This is a genomic window from Arthrobacter sp. 10T44, assembly GCF_056393885.1.
The window spans coordinates 45830-61185 of sequence record NZ_JBFTGT010000008.1; the positions used below are offsets into that span (position 1 = coordinate 45830).

Below are 15356 nucleotides of genomic sequence, written 5' to 3' on the forward strand. Positions count from 1 at the left end.
CATCCGTGGGTTCAGTCACTGCGTTGAAGGCCCTTTTTCTCCGAAAATTCCCTGCAAAACCGCGGTTGCGGGCCGGGTGTGATGATCACCGCAAACACTATCAGCAGCCTTGCGAACTGGCGGGCCAGCAGCGCCTGATGAGGCCGCTGAGGGGCTTGACAAAGACCCCGATCTGACTCTCAGGTAACAAAACGGTTACTCTTAAAGCTACGTGTCCGCTGATGATAGGTAATATTTTGCGTTTCAAGACTGCAGTCGCACTTGTGCTGCTCGGCCTCCTGACACTGCTGGCCGGAATCGGCCAGAAGACGGTTTGGGCTCCGGCCGAGACCGTCACCGCCACCGCACCCACCGGCGGCACCGCCGCTCCATTGACCGTCTTCGACGAGAAACTGCGAACCCTGCACGGCGGCACGGTGAAGATCCACGTCAAGGGGGAGGGCAACTTCATCCTCGCCGCCGGCCGGCCGGACGACGTCGATGCGTGGGTTGGGAAGACCGCCCACAACACCGTTTCCGGTGTCTCGGACGACGGCAAGTCGCTGAAGCTTGACCACGCCGACGGCGACGCCAAGGCGCCGTCCCCGGCAGGCTCCGACCTGTGGGTCACGACGGAGAACGCCAATGGCGAGCTGGACTACTCCTGGACGGCGCCGGCGGACGGGGACTGGGCGCTGCTGCTCGCCTCGGACGGCTCCAAGCCCGCCCCCTCGTCGATTTCGATGACGTTCCCGAACGACACGTCCACTCCCTGGGCCGCTCCGTTCATGGTCCTGGGCGGCCTGCTGATCCTGGCCGGCGCTGCCTTGCTGCTGATCAAGCCGGCGCGGGACAACAAGGGCAACGCCGGCGACGGCGGTGCAGCCGGCGGCTCCGGCGGGGGCACTCCGAAGGGCAGCTTGTTTGCACAGCGCGCGCGGGCCAAGGCCAAGGCAAACGTCGCTGCCACGGACGCCGGCGGTGCCACGGGCGCCGCCCCGGCCCGCGACAGCAGTGTTGAACGCGTTGTTGCCCCGTCAGCCTTCCGCCGCCGCTCCGGCGTTGCGGTAGCGTTGCTGACCGCCGCCGCGGTAGCGGGCACGGGCGTCGCGGCGCAGGCCAGCCAGGCTCCCTCGCCCTCGCCGAGCAGTTCCTCGCCCTCGGCTGCAGGCCAGGATGCCGATGCTCCGGTCCTGCTGGACGCGCAGTTCCGGCGCATCCTTGAGCAGGTCGCCAGCGCCGTCGACGCCGGCGACGCGGCCAAGGACGCCGCCAAGCTCACGCCCCGGGTAGGGGCGACCGAGCTTGAGGTGCGCAAGCAGAACTACAAGATCCGTTCCAAGGTGGGGAGCTACGAGCCCCGGATGCCGGTGCGCGCCACGAAGCTCCTCACCACAGTGGTCAGCAACAAGCGCGACTGGCCGAGGTCCGTCATGGCGGTGACGCAGGGCGACGGCAACGTGGTCCCGCAGCTGCTGACCCTCGTGCAGGCCTCCCCGCGGGAGAACTACAAGCTGGTCGGGGCTACCCCGCTGCAGCCGGGCACCACCTTCCCGGGTATCAACCGCGGGGGCACCGAAACCCTGGCGGCCTCGGACAAGTCCGGGCTGCTGTACAGCGGCCAGGAGGCGCTGTCCGGGCTGGCCGACCGGCTGACCAAGGCTGACTCCAGCTTCAAGGACAAGCTCACCGAGGGGCAGTCCTCGCCGTACATTGCTGACACCCTGGCGTACCAGAAGGACGTGGTGAAGTCGGGCACGAACGGCAAGTTCAGCTTCAGCCACAAGGTTGTTCCTGAGGACACCGTGGTGTTCCGCACTGCCGACGGCGGCGCCCTGGTCCTGGGCCGGCTGGACTTCGCCTTCGACGGGACGCCGAAGAACTCCGGCGACAAGCTGACGATCGGTAACGACGCCGCGGCCCTGGCCGGAGGCAAGGAGACGAGCACGGGTATGGTCCTGAGCTTCGCCGAAGCCGTGGCCGTCTACGTCCCGCCGACCGGCTCCAAGGATCCGATGAAACTGGTTGCCGCCACCCGCGGCCTGGTCGGGGCAAAAATCAAGTAGCCACTGTCCGGCCGGCACCCCGGCCGGAGCCACACCGCAACGACCGGGCCGCAATCGCGGCCCGGTCGTTGCTGCGTGGGGCGTAGTGGATAGAGTGGAGCTATGACTTCGCCAGCTTCCCGCCCGGTCCCTCCAGCTGCAGCCAACCCGCTCAATCTGCGGGGCGCCGTCGACCTCTCCTCGCTGAAGCAGCGCCCCGCGCCGCCGGCGGGCGCCGGGGCGGGCCGGCCGCCGGCCCCGGGGGCTGCCGGCACGGCCCCCGGTGAACCCGGGGGCGGTTCCACCGGTACGCCGCTGCGCGTGGACGTCACCGAGGCCAACTTCCAGGAGCTCGTGGACCTGTCCGCCCAGGTTCCGGTGGTGATTGCGCTGTGGGCCAGCTACTCGCCCGGGTCCGCGCAGCTCGTGGATGTGCTGGAGCAGATCGTCGAAAGCTACGAGGGCCGGCTGGTCCTCGGCGCCGCCGACATTGAAGCCTTCCCGCAGCTCGCGCAGGCGTTCCAGGTGCAGGCTGTTCCGACCGCCGTCGCGCTGGTCAAGGGCCAGCCCGTGCCGCTGTTCCAGGGCGGCGCCGAGGAGCAGCAGGTGCGCAGCCTCTTTGACGAACTCCTCAAGGTTGCGGGGGCCAACGGCGTGACCGGCCGGATCGGAGCCGGCGGACCCGGGGCCGCCGAGCCCGAGGCTCCGCCGCTGCCGCCGCTGCACCAGAAGGCGTTCGACGCCATCGAGGCCGGCGACTACGCCGGCGCTGCCGCGGCTTACCGGCAGGCGCTGACCGAGATGCCCGCCGACGCTGAGGCCAAGGCCGGCCTGGCGCAGGTCGAGCTAATGGGCCGCCTGCAGGCACTGTCCGCCGCGGAAACGGACGCACTCCGCGGCCGTGCCGCCCAGGAGCCGGACAGCCTGGAGGCCCAGCTCGCCGTCGCCGACCTGGACATTGCCGGCGGCCACGTCGAGGACGGCCTGGGCCGGATCGTGACGTTCATCGGCCGGAACTTCGGCCCTGAACGGGAAACCGCCCGGGTGCGCCTGCTGGAGCTTTTCGACGTGGTGGGAACATCCGATGACCGCGTCGCCAAGGCCCGGCAGAACCTCGCGCGGGTGCTGTTCTAGTGGGCTCCGCGCTGTTTACCCCGCTGGAGCTGCGCTCGCTGCGGCTGGAGCACCGCGGCTGGGTCTCGCCGATGTGCCAGTACAGCTGCGAACCCGACACCGGCGAAGGCGTGCCCAACGACTGGCACCTGATGCACCTCGGCTCCTTCGCCACCGGCGGAGCCGCCCTCATCCTGACCGAGGCGGCCGCCGTTAACGCGGCCGGGCGGATCAGCCCCCGGGACGCCGGGCTCTACAACGACGCCCAGGCCGAGGCATGGGAGCGGATCGTCTCCTTCGTGCACCGCCACGGGTCCGCGAACGCCAAGATCGGGACCCAGCTGGCGCACGCCGGGCGCAAGGCCTCCTCCTACTGGCCGTTCTCCGGCAAATCCGGCACCGTGCCCGCCTCCGAAGGCGGCTGGAACACCCTGGGCCCGGGCACCGGCGCCTTCGACGGCTACGCCCCGCCGTCGGCCATGACAGAGCAAGAGATCGACGGCGTGATCGCCGACTTCACCGCCGCCGCCGTCCGGGCTGTCGGCGCCGGCTTCGACACGATCGAGATCCACGGCGCCCACGGCTACCTGCTGCACCAGTTCCAGAGCCCGCTGGTCAACGACCGGACCGACAGCTGGGGCGGGGACGAGACCGGGCGCAATCGGTTGACCCTGGCAGTGATCGACGCCGTCCGGGACGTCATCCCGGACTCGATGCCGCTGCTGCTGCGGATCTCCGCCTCCGACTGGGCCGACGGCGGCATCGACGCCGAAGCCTCGGTGCGGTTGGCCCGCGCAGCCGGCGAACACGGGGTGGACCTCGTGGACGTCTCCAGCGGTGGGGCCGTGGCGCACCAGTCGATCCCGGTCGGCCCCGGCTACCAGACCGGATTCAGCGCCCGGATCCGGCGCGAAGCCGGTGTCCGGACCGGGACTGTGGGGCTGCTGACCTCGGCAGGACAGGCCGAGCACGCCGTCGCCACGGGGCAGGCCGATGGCGTGTTCATCGCCCGTGCCGCGCTGCGGGACCCGCACTGGTGGCTGCGTGCCGCCTTCGAACTGGGCCACGAGCTGGCTTGGCCGCCGCAGTACGAACGGGCCATCCCGCGGCACACGTTTTAGGCGGCCGCGGCGGTTAGTCTAACGTCATGACTTTCGAACAACCGCACGTCCCGGCGCTGGCCCTGCGCGGGCTGGCCAAACGCTTCGGCACCAAGATCGCCGTCGACGGCATCAGCCTCGACGTCCCGGCCGGCTCCTTTTACGGGATCGTCGGCCCCAACGGCGCCGGCAAGACCACAACGCTGTCGATGGCCACCGGGCTGCTGCGGCCGGATTTCGGCACCGCACTGGTCCACGGGGTGGATGTCTGGCAGCACCCGTTGGAGGCCAAGAAGCTGATGGGGGTGCTGCCGGACGGGGTCCGGCTCTTCGACCGGCTGACCGGCGAGCAGCTGGTGACCTACGCGGGCCTGTTGCGCGGCATGGACCGGGAGGTGGTGGCGTCGCGGGTGGCGGAGCTGCTCGCCGCACTGGACCTCAGCCAGGACGCCGGCACGCTGGTGGTGGACTACTCCGCCGGCATGACCAAGAAGATCGCCCTCGCCTCGGCGCTGATCCACGCGCCCCGGCTGCTGGTGCTGGACGAGCCGTTCGAATCGGTGGACCCGGTCTCCGCCGCCAACATCCGTGACATCCTGGACCGCTACGTCGCGTCCGGGGGCACGGTGATCGTTTCCAGCCACGTCATGGACCTCGTGCAGCGGATGTGCGACCACGTCGCCGTCGTGGCCGCCGGCCGGGTGCTGGCCGCCGGCAGCGTGGACGAGGTGCGCGCGGGCGAGTCGCTTGAGGACCGCTTTGTCCAGCTGGTGGGCGGCCGCAGCCATACGGAAGGGCTGGAATGGTTGCGCACCTTCTGAGGCTCAAGCTCACCCTGCTGCGCAACAGCCTCCGGCGCAGCCCCTGGCAGTTGGTGGGCCTGGGCATCGGGGCGCTGTACGCCCTGGGCATTGTGGGGCTCGGCGTCGCCGGGCTGTTGCTCCTGCGCCAGGCCGACGTCGCGACGGCGCAGACGGTGGTGGTGCTGGGCGGCGCCGCCGCGGTCCTGGGCTGGGCGGTCATTCCGATTGTGGCGTCCGCCGCGGACATGACGCTGGACCCGGCCAGGTTCACGACCTTTGCCGTGCCGATGCCGCAACTGCTGGCAGGACTGGCGCTGGCCGGGCTGATCGGCATTCCGGGGGCGGCGACGACGCTCGTGGCGCTGGCCACCGTGGGCACCTGGTCCCGTGGCTTCCTGGCCGCGGCCGGTGCCCTGGCCGGCGCGGTCCTCGGCGTGCTCACGTGCGTCGTGCTCTCCAAGGTGGTCACTGCCGGCACGGTGAGCCTGGCCAGTTCCCGGCGCTTCAAGGACGTCAGCGCGGTGGCGTTCCTGATCCCGTTGGTGTTGATGGGGCCAATTGTGGCCGGCGTCGCCCGCGGAATCGCCGGCAACGCCGAGTTTGTGACTGAGCTGGCGCGGGTCCTCGAATGGACGCCCGCCGGGGCAGCCTGGGCCCTCGGTGGAGAGCTTGCCGCCGGCCACTTTGGTCCGGCCGCGCTCAAGCTGCTCATCGCCGCCGCCACCCTGGCGGCCCTTGCCTTGTGCTGGAAGTTCCTGCTGCAGCGCGCGCTCGTCACACCGCCCTACGCCGGGACCGCCAAAAAGAAAGCATCAGGGCTGGGGCTGTTCGCCCTGGTTCCGGCCACCCCCACGGGGGCCATTGTTGCGCGCTCGCTGAGCTACTGGCTGCGCGATCCACGCTACGCCGGCGCCCTGGTGGTGGTGCCGCTGCTGCCGGTGCTGCTTTTCTTCCAGGCCAGCCAGACAGGGTTCTACGGGATCCTGCTGTTCGTCGGTCCGCTGACCGCCTTCCTGCTCGCCTGGTCCATCGCCTCGGATGTCTCCTACGACAGCACGGCCTTTGCCCTGCACGTCTCGGCCGGCGTGCGCGGCCTGCACGACAGACTCGGAAGGGCCGTGGCGTGCCTGGTCTTCGCTTTGCCCGTCGTGTTGGCCTTCAGCGTCCTGCCGATGTTCTTCACCGGCGACTGGTCGCTGTTGCCCGGCATCCTGGGCCTGGCCCTGGGGGTGCTGTTCACCGGGCTGGGTCTGTCCTCCGTGGTCTCGGCGCGCTACACCGTGCCCGTGCCGCTGCCCGGCGACAGCCCGTTCAAGAAGCCGCCGGGCAACGTGGCACAGACCCTTGCCGTGCAGTTCGGCGGCATGGCGGTGCTGCTGCTGCTGGTGAGCCCGGAGCTGGCGCTGGTGGCGCTGCAGCTCGCGGGCGGCAGCGCCGTGCCGGGCTGGATCTGCCTGCTCCTCGGCCCGGTGCTGGGCTTCGCGCTGTTCATCGCCGGGGTGCGGCTGGGCGGCAAATGGTTTGATTCGCGCACCCCGGAACTGCTGGCGCAGCTGGCCGTCAACCGCTGACCGGGTCTGACGGCCCGGGCCCGTGCGGGCCGGAGTGGGATAGCCTGCCGTCATGGAAGTCGTGATCCTTGCCGGCAGCAGGCCGATTGCCGCGCTCGCCGCCGACGCGATCGAGGCCCTGCTGCGGCGCAAGCCCGACGCCGTCCTGGGCCTGGCCACCGGATCGTCGCCGCTGCCGGTGTACGAGGAGCTCGCACAGCGGCATGAGCGCGGCGGCCTCGACTTCAGCCGTGCCCGGGCCTTCATCCTGGACGAGTACGTCGGGCTCCCGGCGGGGCACCCCGAGTCCTACCGCGAAGTCATCCGGCGCGAATTCACCGGCCGCGTGAACATCAGCCCGGACAACGTCCGCGGACCCGAGGGGGAGGCCGGCGACATTCCCGCGGCCTGCCGGACGTACGAGGACGCGATCAGGGCCGCCGGGGGAGTGGACCTCCAGCTCCTCGGGGTGGGCACGGACGGCCACATCGGCTTTAACGAACCGGGGTCCTCGCTCGCGTCCCGGACCCGGATCAAAACCCTGGTCGAGCAGACGCGGCGGGACAACGCCCGCTTTTTCGGGAGCCTGGCTGAGGTGCCGCACCACGTCCTCACCCAGGGCCTCGGGACCATCCTGGACGCCCGGCATGTGATCCTCCTCGCCACCGGCGCGCAGAAGGCACAGGCCGTCCGCGACTTCGCCGAGGGACCGGTGGCCGCCATCTGCCCGGCGTCGGTCCTGCAGTTGCATCCCCACGTCTCCGTCCTCCTGGACGAGGCGGCGGCCTCCTCGCTCCGACTCGCCGATTACTACCGGCACAGCTTCGACGGCAAGCCGCGCTGGCAGGGCCTGTAACGACGGCAATCCGTCCCACGCCGGAATCCGCCGTCGAGATTCCGTCCGTACCAGCGGCTAAGATGGATGTCATGACCAGCATGACGGATCCCCTCGAAAACGACCCGATGCGTGAGCTCTCCGGAGCCGGGACGTCGACGGCTACGATTGAGCGCGAGGAACTGCGCCAGGAAGTGGAGCCGGGCGACCGGGAGCGCTTCTCGCACTACGTGCGCAAGGAAAAGATCATGGAATCCGCGCTGTCGGGCGAACCCGTCATAGCCCTTTGCGGCAAGGTGTGGACGCCGGGCCGGGATCCGAAGAAGTTCCCGGTCTGCCCGGAGTGCAAAGAGGTCTACGAGGGCCTCCGCCCGGGCGGCGACGGCGGAGACTCCGGGAAATAGGGCCATCGAATTAGGCCACCCGCAGCGGGCTGGGTCCGTTGGGGCTGCCGGCGCCGTGCCGGCGCTGCCGCCCCGCGCTGCGGGATCCGCCGCGTTCCTGCTGTCCGGTTCATCCGAAAAAGATTGGTGTTTTTGTGCTTAATTGGGTTTCTCCGGAACCGGCTGACGTGCGCGGAGGGGAGGACTCCTAAGTGACAGAGACACTCTTTGGCGGACCCGTGCTGCCGCCCGCGTATCCCGAGCGGGCCGCGTGGGGTACCGCCCCGAAGCTGCGCGCCTGGCAGCAGGAAGCACTGGACAGCTACTTCGGCGGCCACCCCAAGGACTTCCTGGCGGTCGCCACCCCCGGAGCCGGCAAGACCACGTTCGCTTTGCGCGTGGCCTCGATGCTGATCGAGGCCGGCGTGGTGAACCGGGTGACGATTGTGGCCCCGACAGACCACCTCAAGCGCCAGTGGGCCGACGCTGCCGCGAAGGTCGGCATCGCGATCGACCCGAACTTCAAGAACGCTGACGGCCAGCACGGCCGCGGCTTCATCGGCGTCGCGGTCACCTACGCCCAGGTGGCCAGCAAGCCGATGCTGCACCGGGCCAAGACCGAGGCGGCGCGCACGCTGGTGATCCTCGACGAAATCCACCACGGCGGCGAAGCGCTGTCCTGGGGTGACGGCCTGCGCGAGGCCTTCGATCCCGCGGCCCGGCGCCTGTCCCTGACGGGTACCCCGTTCCGTTCGGACACCTCGCCGATCCCGTTTGTCGAGTACGCCGAGGACCGCGACGGCATCCGCCGCTCCAAGGCCGACTACACCTACGGCTACGGCAAGGCCCTCCGCGACCATGTGGTCCGCCCGGTGATGTTCATGGCCTACTCCGGCCAGATGCGCTGGCGGACCAGCGCCGGGGACGAGATGGCCGCCTCCCTGGGCGAAGCCGCGGTCACCAAAGACATCACGTCCCAGGCCTGGCGGACGGCATTGAACCCGGCCGGCGAATGGATCCCGGCCGTGCTGGCCGGGGCGGACAAGCGCCTCAGCGAGGTGCGGCGCACCGTGCCCGACGCCGGCGGCCTGGTGATTGCCACCGACCACGACGACGCGCGGGCCTACGCCGGCCAGTTGAAGAAAATCACCGGCGAATCACCCACCGTCATCCTCTCCGACGACGCGAAGGCCTCCAGCAAGATCGAGGAGTTCTCCGCCGGCGACAAGCGTTGGATGGTTGCGGTCCGTATGGTCTCCGAAGGCGTGGACGTCCCGCGGCTTTCCGTCGGCGTCTACGCGACCTCTACGTCGACCCCATTGTTCTTCGCCCAGGCCGTGGGCCGCTTCGTGCGTGCCCGCAAGCGCGGCGAGACGGCGTCGGTGTTCCTGCCCTCCGTGCCGCAGCTGATGGCGCTGGCGAACTCCATGGAAGCCGAGCGCGACCATGCCCTGGACCGGCCGGAGAAGGAAGACGCCGACGGGCTGTTCAATCCCGAGGACTCGCTGATGGACGAGGCGAACCGCGAGGAGAAAGCCTCCGACACCCTGATGAAGGGCAAGTTCGAGGCGCTCGACTCGCAGGCCTCCTTCGACCGCGTGCTGTTCGACGGCGGCGAGTTCGGGACCGGCGGCGAGGTGGGCTCGGAGGACGAGCTGGACTTCCTCGGCATTCCCGGCCTGCTCGACGCCGAACAGGTCGGTACCCTGCTGCGCCAGCGCCAGCACGAACAGCTCAACCGCAAGAACAAGCGGGCACCCCAAGCCGCCGCCGAGGCCGTGCCGGCCGTGCCGGACCACCGAATGCTGATGGACCTGCGCACCGAGCTGGCCAAGAACGTCGCGGCCTGGTCCGCCCGGACCGGAACCCCGCACGGCGTCATCCACACCAAGCTCCGGACCGTGTGCGGCGGCCCGGCCGTCGCCCAGGCCAACGAAGAGCAGCTGCAGACGCGGCTACGGAAGCTTCAGGACTGGTTCATCGGCCGGAAGTAGCCGCCGGAAGCTGCGGCCGCGCCGGCCCGCAGGGCAAAACACGCCACAAAAAAGGGACCGGGGTAACCGGTCCCTTTTAATGCCGCTGGCCCTGCCTTACTGGGCGGCGCCGCAGGTCTGGGAGAATTTCTGGCCGGCCGCGGTGTACTCGGCCTTCAGCTCCTCAAGCTTGGCCGAGTCGGTGTCCTTCTTCGCGGCCTCATCCAGGTAGTCCAGGATCGACTGCAGCGGGGCCTGCAGCTCCTCGGAGGCCTTCGCCTCGATGGGCCGGATCTGGTTGGCCAGCCGCGTCATACCGAACTTGTCCGAACTGGACGTCGGCGACGAGGTGATGGTCTTGATGCGGGCGCAGGTTTCCTCACTGGTCATCTGCGGGGTGGCAGTGCAGGCGGCTGCACCGAGCAGGGTACCGGCAGCGATCAGGACGGTCAGGGTCTTCTTCATGGTGTACTCCGGGAATTTACGGGTCCGACGTTACTGGCAAGGATTTCGAGTCTACTGTGCGGCTCGAGGCGGCGACGAGCTCAGGCGATGTCGACGCCGCCGAACTCCATCTCGGCGAAGGCGTCGTCGAGATCCTCGGCGATCCCCACCGTGAGCCCGCGCGGCACGGTGACGGAGTAGCCGGCCTGGACGGCGTCCAGGGCGGTGGCCTTCACACAGTGGTCGGTGGCGATGCCCACGACCACCACTTCCTCGACGTCGTGGCTCTGCAGCCAGTCGTCCAGGCCGATGGCATCCTCGCCAGCGGCGAGATCACTGCCGGCTGCGGCACCGGCGTCGACGGCGCCGCCCATCGGCAGCGAACCGGGCGCACGGTCGCCGGTGGGGACGGCGTCGTCCGGGGCCAGCAGCCCCTCGAAGCCCGAGTAGGCCGCGGTGAACTGTCCCTTGCGGAAGTAGGCCTGGATGTATTCGGTGTCCAGGTCCGGGTGCAGCTCCGCGCCGCGGGTGCCCGCGACACAGTGCGGCGGCCAGCTGTCGACAAAGTCGGGCTGCTCCGAGAAGTGCGCGCCCGGCTCGATGTGCCAGTCCTGGGTGGCCACGACGTGGTCGAACTGCCCGTGGTGGGCGTCGACGTATTCGCTGATCTCGGCCGCCAGGGCCGCTCCGCCCTCGACCGGGAGCGCCCCGCCCTCGCAGAAATCGTTCTGCACGTCAACGATGATCAAGGCACGTGACATTCAGTCCTCCTCGTAGATGGTGGGGATGGCTGCTTCGCCGCGCTGGAGCCGGTTGACCACGGCCGGGAGCTCCTTCATGCTGTCGGCGTGGCGCTGCCGCGCCCGAACGACGCCCTCGGGCCCGGTCCAGCCGGGCAGCAGCTCGCCGTTCTTGATGAACTGCTGCAACAGCTGCCGGTCGTTGCCGTCGTCGTCCGGGTGGTGCCCGATGCCGACGATTTCCTGGCTGGCGGTGCCGCGCTCGTTGAGCCTGCGCAGCGCGTATTTGCGCCCGCCCTTGCTGGTCTTGTTCTTGGCCGCCTTGGCTACCGGAACGAACGCGCCGGAGTCGTCGGTGCGGCTGACCAGCTTGTAGACCATGCTCGCCGTCGGAGCGCCGGAGCCGGTCACCAGCGAGGTGCCGACGCCGTAGGAGTCCACCGGGGCGGACTGGAGTGCGGCAATGGCGAATTCGTCGAGGTCCGAGGTGACGATGATCCGGGTGTTCTCGTTGCCCAGCTGGTCGAGCAGCTGCCGGACCCACTGCGCCTGCGCCACGAGGTCGCCGGAATCCAGCCGGACCGCGCCCAGCTTGTCGCCGGCCAGTTCGACGGCGGTCCGGACGGCCGCTTCGACGTCGTAGGTGTCCACGAGCAGCGCGGTGCCGGCACCCATCGAGGCGATCTGCGCCTCAAAAGCCTCGCGCTCGGTGTCGTGCAGCAGGGTGAAGGAGTGGGCGGCGGTGCCCACCGTCTTGATCCCGTAGCGCCGGCCGGCCTCGAGGTTTGAGGTGCTGTCGAAGCCGGCGATCACGGCGGCGCGTGCGGCCGCGACGGCGGATTCCTCCTGCGTCCGGCGGGAGCCCATTTCGACGCAGGGCCGGGTGCCAGCGGCCGTGATCATGCGGGAGGCCGCGGACGCGATGGCGCTGTCGTGGTTGAGGATCGAGAGGATGTACGTTTCGAGGATGCAGGCCTCGGCGAAGGTGGATTCGACGATCAGAATGGGGGAGTTGGGGAAATATGCTTCGCCCTCGGCGTAGCCCCAGATGTCGCCCGAGAAGGAGAAATTGGCCAGGTACTCCAGGGTTTCCTCGTTGACCACCTTGGTCCGGCGCAGGAAGTCGATCTCGGCGTCGCCGAAGCGGAAGTCCGCGATCCCCTCCAGCAGCCGGCCGGTGCCCGCCACGATCCCGTAGCGCCGGCCGTCCGGCAGTCGCCGCGCGAAGGCTTCGAACACCGACTTGCGGTGGGCGGCGCCGGAATGCAGGGCGGCCTGCAGCATGGTCAGCTCGTAGTGGTCGGTGTACAGGGACGTGCGGGGATGGTCCCAGCCAGCTGAGGTGCTCACAAATTCACTCTAGTCCCCACCGGCTCCCACGTCTCGCTTCGCTTCGCCGCGGGGCCCTCGCCGGTGTGGGCCCAGCCACCGGCTCCCACGTCTCGCTTCGCTTCGCCGCGGGGCCCTCGCCGGTGTGGGCCCAGCCTCCCCATAGAATGGACAGATGACCCTCAGTGTTGCGCTCGGCCCTGACACCCAGGAGAGCACCCAGACCGGAACGGCGTCGTCGACCGACGTCCTGACCGCCCCGGACATCCCTTGGAACCTCGTGATCTGGAATGATCCGGTAAACCTGATGAGCTACGTGAGCTACGTCTTCCGCAGCTACTTCGGCTATTCCGAGGCGAAGGCCAACAAACTCATGCTGGAGGTCCATAAAAAGGGCCGCTCCATCGTGGCGCACGGCAGCAAGGAGCAGGTCGAGCAGCACGCGGTGGCGATGCACGGCTACGGCCTGTGGGCCACCGTGGAGAAGGCCAGCAGCGGCCACGGCGGCAACGGATCAGGCAAGGGCAAGGGAAAACGTGGCTAAGGCGTTCAAGTACGGACTCAAGGGCATCACGGGCTACCTGGAGCCGGCCGAGCGGGACCTGCTGCGCAGTCTTTTCGACGACGTCGTTTCCATGCTGGAGCCGGAGGAACGGGCCAACCAGGATCCGCTGGCGGCGCTCGTCGGGCTGGACACAGAAGCCCGCGAGCCGTCGGACCGCGCCCTGCGCCGGCTGCTGCCCAATGTCATGAAGGACGATGACAAGGCCTCCCTGGAGTTCCGCCGGTACACCGAGCGTTCGCTGCGGGAGAGCAAGATCGGCGCGTTGAAGGCTGCAGCCCTTGGCCTGGACAAGGACGAGCTGGTGCTGACGCCCGCGGACGCCCGGCACTGGTCCACCGCGCTCAACGACGTCCGGCTGGTGCTCGCCGAGCGGCTCGACATCCGGGACGACGCTGACGCCGAGCACGTCCACCGGATGCAGGACTGGTCGCAGGCTGAGGACGTCGAAAGCTACCTGGCCCTGGTCTACAACTTCACTACCTGGCTGCAGGAGTCCCTGGTCCAGGCGATGCTGGCCTCGCTCGAAGCCTAGGCCCGTGTGACCCATTAGACACGAGTCGCTCGACACAATGTGATGGCCGCGCCTATGGCAAAGCCCTATCCTCGAATAATCATGACTTCAGCATCGAGCACGGATCCGGCAGCGGAAGCTGCGGCGGAGACCGCAGCGGGCAGCACCGGGGATGCCCGGCCGGGGGAGCGCCCGATCGGCGTCTTCGATTCCGGCGTCGGCGGCCTCACGGTGGCACGGTCCATCATCGACCAGCTGCCCAACGAATCCATCCTGTACGTCGGTGACACCGCCCACGGGCCGTACGGTCCGCTGCCCATCGCCGAGGTCCGCGCCAATGCGCTCGGCGTGATGGACGAACTGGTCGATTCCGGCGTCAAGCTGCTCACCATCGCCTGCAACTCGGCGTCCGCCGCCGTGCTCCGCGACGCGCGAGAACGGTACACCGCCCGCTACGGGATCCCGGTGATCGAAGTGATCCAGCCGGCCGTCCGTCGTGCGGTCGCGGCCACCCGCAACGGCCGGATCGGCGTGATCGGCACCTCGGCCACGGTGGGCTCCCGCGCCTACGAGGACACCTTTGCGGCAGCACCGGACCTGGACATCACCTCGGTGGCCTGCCCGGCCTTCGTCTCCTACGTGGAGGCCGGCATCACCACCGGGCCGGAACTGCTCGCCGTCGCCCGCGAATACCTGGCCCCGCTCACGGCGGCAGGCGTGGACACCGTGGTGCTGGGCTGCACCCACTACCCGCTGCTTACCGGTGTGATCTCCTTCGTCCTCGGTGAGGACGTCACGCTCGTCTCCAGCGCGGAAGAAACCGCCAAAGACGTGTACCGTGCGCTCGCTTCGCGCGGCCTCGAGCGCACCGGCACGACCGCCCCGGAGTACAACTTCATCGCCACCGGCGACGCCGCGCAGTTCGAGCACCTCGCCCGCCGTTTCCTCGGCCCCGAGGTCCTCAGCGTCCGCCACGTGGACCACGTGGCCGCGCAGTACCCCACCGGCAGCCTCGCCCGGATCACCCCGGAAATGATCGCCGCCGCGCAGGCCGGCGCCGGCCGGCCGCGGATCTCCAACTTCGTCTCCACCGATTTTGTCGCCTCCGACGCGCCGCCGCTGACCGGCCTCCGGAGGTCCGGCCTGTGAAGCTGACCATCGTGGGCTGCACCGGGTCCTTTCCCGGACCCGGCTCGCCGGCGTCGTGCTACCTGCTGACCGCGCACGACGGCGAGCGGAGCTGGAAGATTGTGCTGGACCTGGGCAGCGGAGCACTTGGCGCCATCCAGCGGTACACCGACCTTGAGGACATCGACGGGATCTTCCTGACGCACCTGCACCCGGACCACTGCATGGACCTGTGCGGGCTGCACGTCGCGGTTCGCTGGAAGCCGGGCGGCTGGGGACGCGGCCGGATCCCCGTCTGGGGGCCCGCCGCCACTGCGGACCGGATGGCCACGGCCTACGGCCTGGATCTGGACCCGGGCATGCACGAGGAGTTCGACTTCAGCAACTGGTCCGAGCGCAAGCCCGTGACCATGGGCCCGTTCACCGTGACCCCGTTCGCGGTGAACCACCCGGTCGAGGAGGCCTACGCCCTGCGGGTGGAGGTCACCGAACCGGACAAGGACGGCACCCCGGTTACCCGGGTGCTGGGCTACTCGGGGGACACCGACTCCTGCGGCGGCCTCGAGGACGCGGCCCGGGACGCGGACCTGTTCCTCTGTGAGGCAGCGTTCGAGGAAGGCCGCGACGACGGCATCAAGGATGTGCACCTGACCGGCAAGCGAGCCGGCGAAGCGGCCGTGGCTGCCGGGGCGCGCAGGCTACTGCTGACCCACATCCCGGTCTGGACCTCCCCGACAAAGGTGATGGCGGAGGCCAAGGAGGTCTTCGGCCAGCACGTGGCCGTCGCCGTCGCGGGCGTGCACTACACCGTCTGAACTGACGCCGTGGGCGGCGCGCACCGCCAAGTCGATATGCTGG

15 protein-coding genes are annotated in these 15356 nt (G+C 69.4%); 12 read left to right on the top strand and 3 right to left on the bottom strand.

Features of this window, described 5'->3' with window-relative positions; genetic code table 11:
* Positions 1-221 precede the first annotated feature (221 nt).
* The 8 genes from AC1DBL_RS13570 (at position 222) to AC1DBL_RS13605 (ending at position 9802) form a co-directional block, all read left to right on the top strand.
* Complete coding sequence (locus AC1DBL_RS13570; protein WP_476926310.1) at positions 222-2045, top strand: DUF8094 domain-containing protein; 1824 nt, start codon at positions 222-224, stop codon at positions 2043-2045.
* A 102-nt stretch (positions 2046-2147) separates the two neighbouring features.
* The gene (locus AC1DBL_RS13575) at positions 2148-3158 is read left to right on the top strand and encodes a co-chaperone YbbN (RefSeq protein ID WP_441417366.1); all 1011 of its coding nucleotides are present in this window, start codon (positions 2148-2150) and stop codon (positions 3156-3158) included.
* A complete protein-coding gene (locus AC1DBL_RS13580) occupies positions 3158-4258 on the top strand; it encodes an NADH:flavin oxidoreductase/NADH oxidase (RefSeq protein WP_441417367.1) in 1101 nt (366 codons plus the stop codon). Before AC1DBL_RS13575 ends, AC1DBL_RS13580 begins: the two co-directional genes overlap by 1 nt.
* A gap of 26 nt (positions 4259-4284) precedes the next feature.
* The gene (locus tag AC1DBL_RS13585; RefSeq protein WP_441417368.1) at positions 4285-5058 is read left to right on the top strand and encodes an ABC transporter ATP-binding protein; all 774 of its coding nucleotides are present in this window, start codon (positions 4285-4287) and stop codon (positions 5056-5058) included.
* Entirely contained in the window at positions 5040-6611 is a 1572-nt protein-coding gene (locus AC1DBL_RS13590) for a transporter (RefSeq protein ID WP_441417369.1), read from the top strand. Before AC1DBL_RS13585 ends, AC1DBL_RS13590 begins: the two co-directional genes overlap by 19 nt.
* 52 nt (positions 6612-6663) lie before the next feature.
* Entirely contained in the window at positions 6664-7446 is a 783-nt protein-coding gene (gene nagB, locus AC1DBL_RS13595) for a glucosamine-6-phosphate deaminase (RefSeq protein ID WP_441417370.1), read from the top strand.
* Between the two features lie 71 nt (positions 7447-7517).
* On the top strand, positions 7518-7829 hold the full coding sequence (locus AC1DBL_RS13600) for a DUF3039 domain-containing protein (RefSeq protein WP_441417371.1): 312 nt from the start codon (positions 7518-7520) through the stop codon (positions 7827-7829).
* A gap of 191 nt (positions 7830-8020) precedes the next feature.
* Positions 8021-9802, top strand: a complete 1782-nt coding sequence (locus tag AC1DBL_RS13605) for a DEAD/DEAH box helicase (protein WP_441417372.1) — start codon at positions 8021-8023, stop codon at positions 9800-9802.
* 96 nt (positions 9803-9898) lie between these two features.
* On the opposite strand, the gene AC1DBL_RS13610 is transcribed toward AC1DBL_RS13605, so the two are convergent.
* The 3 genes from AC1DBL_RS13610 to AC1DBL_RS13620 form a co-directional block, all read right to left on the bottom strand.
* Positions 9899-10246, bottom strand: coding sequence for a hypothetical protein (locus AC1DBL_RS13610; protein ID WP_441417373.1), 348 nt, complete (start codon positions 10244-10246; stop codon positions 9899-9901).
* A gap of 80 nt (positions 10247-10326) precedes the next feature.
* The gene (locus tag AC1DBL_RS13615) at positions 10327-10986 is read right to left on the bottom strand and encodes an isochorismatase family protein (RefSeq protein WP_441417374.1); all 660 of its coding nucleotides are present in this window, start codon (positions 10984-10986) and stop codon (positions 10327-10329) included.
* On the bottom strand, positions 10987-12315 hold the full coding sequence (locus AC1DBL_RS13620; protein WP_441417375.1) for a nicotinate phosphoribosyltransferase: 1329 nt from the start codon (positions 12313-12315) through the stop codon (positions 10987-10989).
* A gap of 154 nt (positions 12316-12469) precedes the next feature.
* Between AC1DBL_RS13620 and clpS the strand changes: the two genes are divergently transcribed.
* The 4 genes from clpS to AC1DBL_RS13640 are packed head-to-tail and all read left to right on the top strand — an operon-like array spanning position 12470 to position 15313.
* On the top strand, positions 12470-12838 hold the full coding sequence (clpS, locus tag AC1DBL_RS13625; protein ID WP_175322893.1) for an ATP-dependent Clp protease adapter ClpS: 369 nt from the start codon (positions 12470-12472) through the stop codon (positions 12836-12838).
* Positions 12831-13391 (top strand): DUF2017 domain-containing protein, encoded by a 561-nt coding sequence (locus AC1DBL_RS13630; protein ID WP_441417376.1) that lies wholly within the window; start codon positions 12831-12833, stop codon positions 13389-13391. Before clpS ends, AC1DBL_RS13630 begins: the two co-directional genes overlap by 8 nt.
* Positions 13392-13433: 42 nt before the next feature.
* Entirely contained in the window at positions 13434-14519 is a 1086-nt protein-coding gene (murI, locus tag AC1DBL_RS13635) for a glutamate racemase (protein ID WP_441417377.1), read from the top strand.
* Positions 14516-15313: an MBL fold metallo-hydrolase gene (locus tag AC1DBL_RS13640; RefSeq protein ID WP_441417378.1), complete on the top strand. Its 798-nt coding sequence runs from the start codon at positions 14516-14518 to the stop codon at positions 15311-15313. The genes murI and AC1DBL_RS13640 overlap by 4 nt, the downstream gene beginning before the upstream one ends.
* Positions 15314-15356 lie beyond the last annotated feature (43 nt).

What these genes read in the sequence shown, in the direction of transcription:
- AC1DBL_RS13615 (WP_441417374.1), bottom strand. Translation starts at nt 10,986, where the DNA reads ATGTCACGTGCCTTGATCATCGTTGACGTGCAGAACGATTTCTGCGAG.
- AC1DBL_RS13575 (WP_441417366.1), top strand. Translation starts at nt 2,148, where the DNA reads ATGACTTCGCCAGCTTCCCGCCCGGTCCCTCCAGCTGCAGCCAACCCG.
- murI (WP_441417377.1), top strand. Translation starts at nt 13,434, where the DNA reads ATGGCCGCGCCTATGGCAAAGCCCTATCCTCGAATAATCATGACTTCA.
- AC1DBL_RS13570 (WP_476926310.1), top strand. Translation starts at nt 222, where the DNA reads ATGATAGGTAATATTTTGCGTTTCAAGACTGCAGTCGCACTTGTGCTG.
- clpS (WP_175322893.1), top strand. Translation starts at nt 12,470, where the DNA reads ATGACCCTCAGTGTTGCGCTCGGCCCTGACACCCAGGAGAGCACCCAG.
- AC1DBL_RS13600 (WP_441417371.1), top strand. Translation starts at nt 7,518, where the DNA reads ATGACCAGCATGACGGATCCCCTCGAAAACGACCCGATGCGTGAGCTC.
- AC1DBL_RS13585 (WP_441417368.1), top strand. Translation starts at nt 4,285, where the DNA reads ATGACTTTCGAACAACCGCACGTCCCGGCGCTGGCCCTGCGCGGGCTG.
- AC1DBL_RS13610 (WP_441417373.1), bottom strand. Translation starts at nt 10,246, where the DNA reads ATGAAGAAGACCCTGACCGTCCTGATCGCTGCCGGTACCCTGCTCGGT.
- AC1DBL_RS13590 (WP_441417369.1), top strand. Translation starts at nt 5,040, where the DNA reads ATGGTTGCGCACCTTCTGAGGCTCAAGCTCACCCTGCTGCGCAACAGC.
- nagB (WP_441417370.1), top strand. Translation starts at nt 6,664, where the DNA reads ATGGAAGTCGTGATCCTTGCCGGCAGCAGGCCGATTGCCGCGCTCGCC.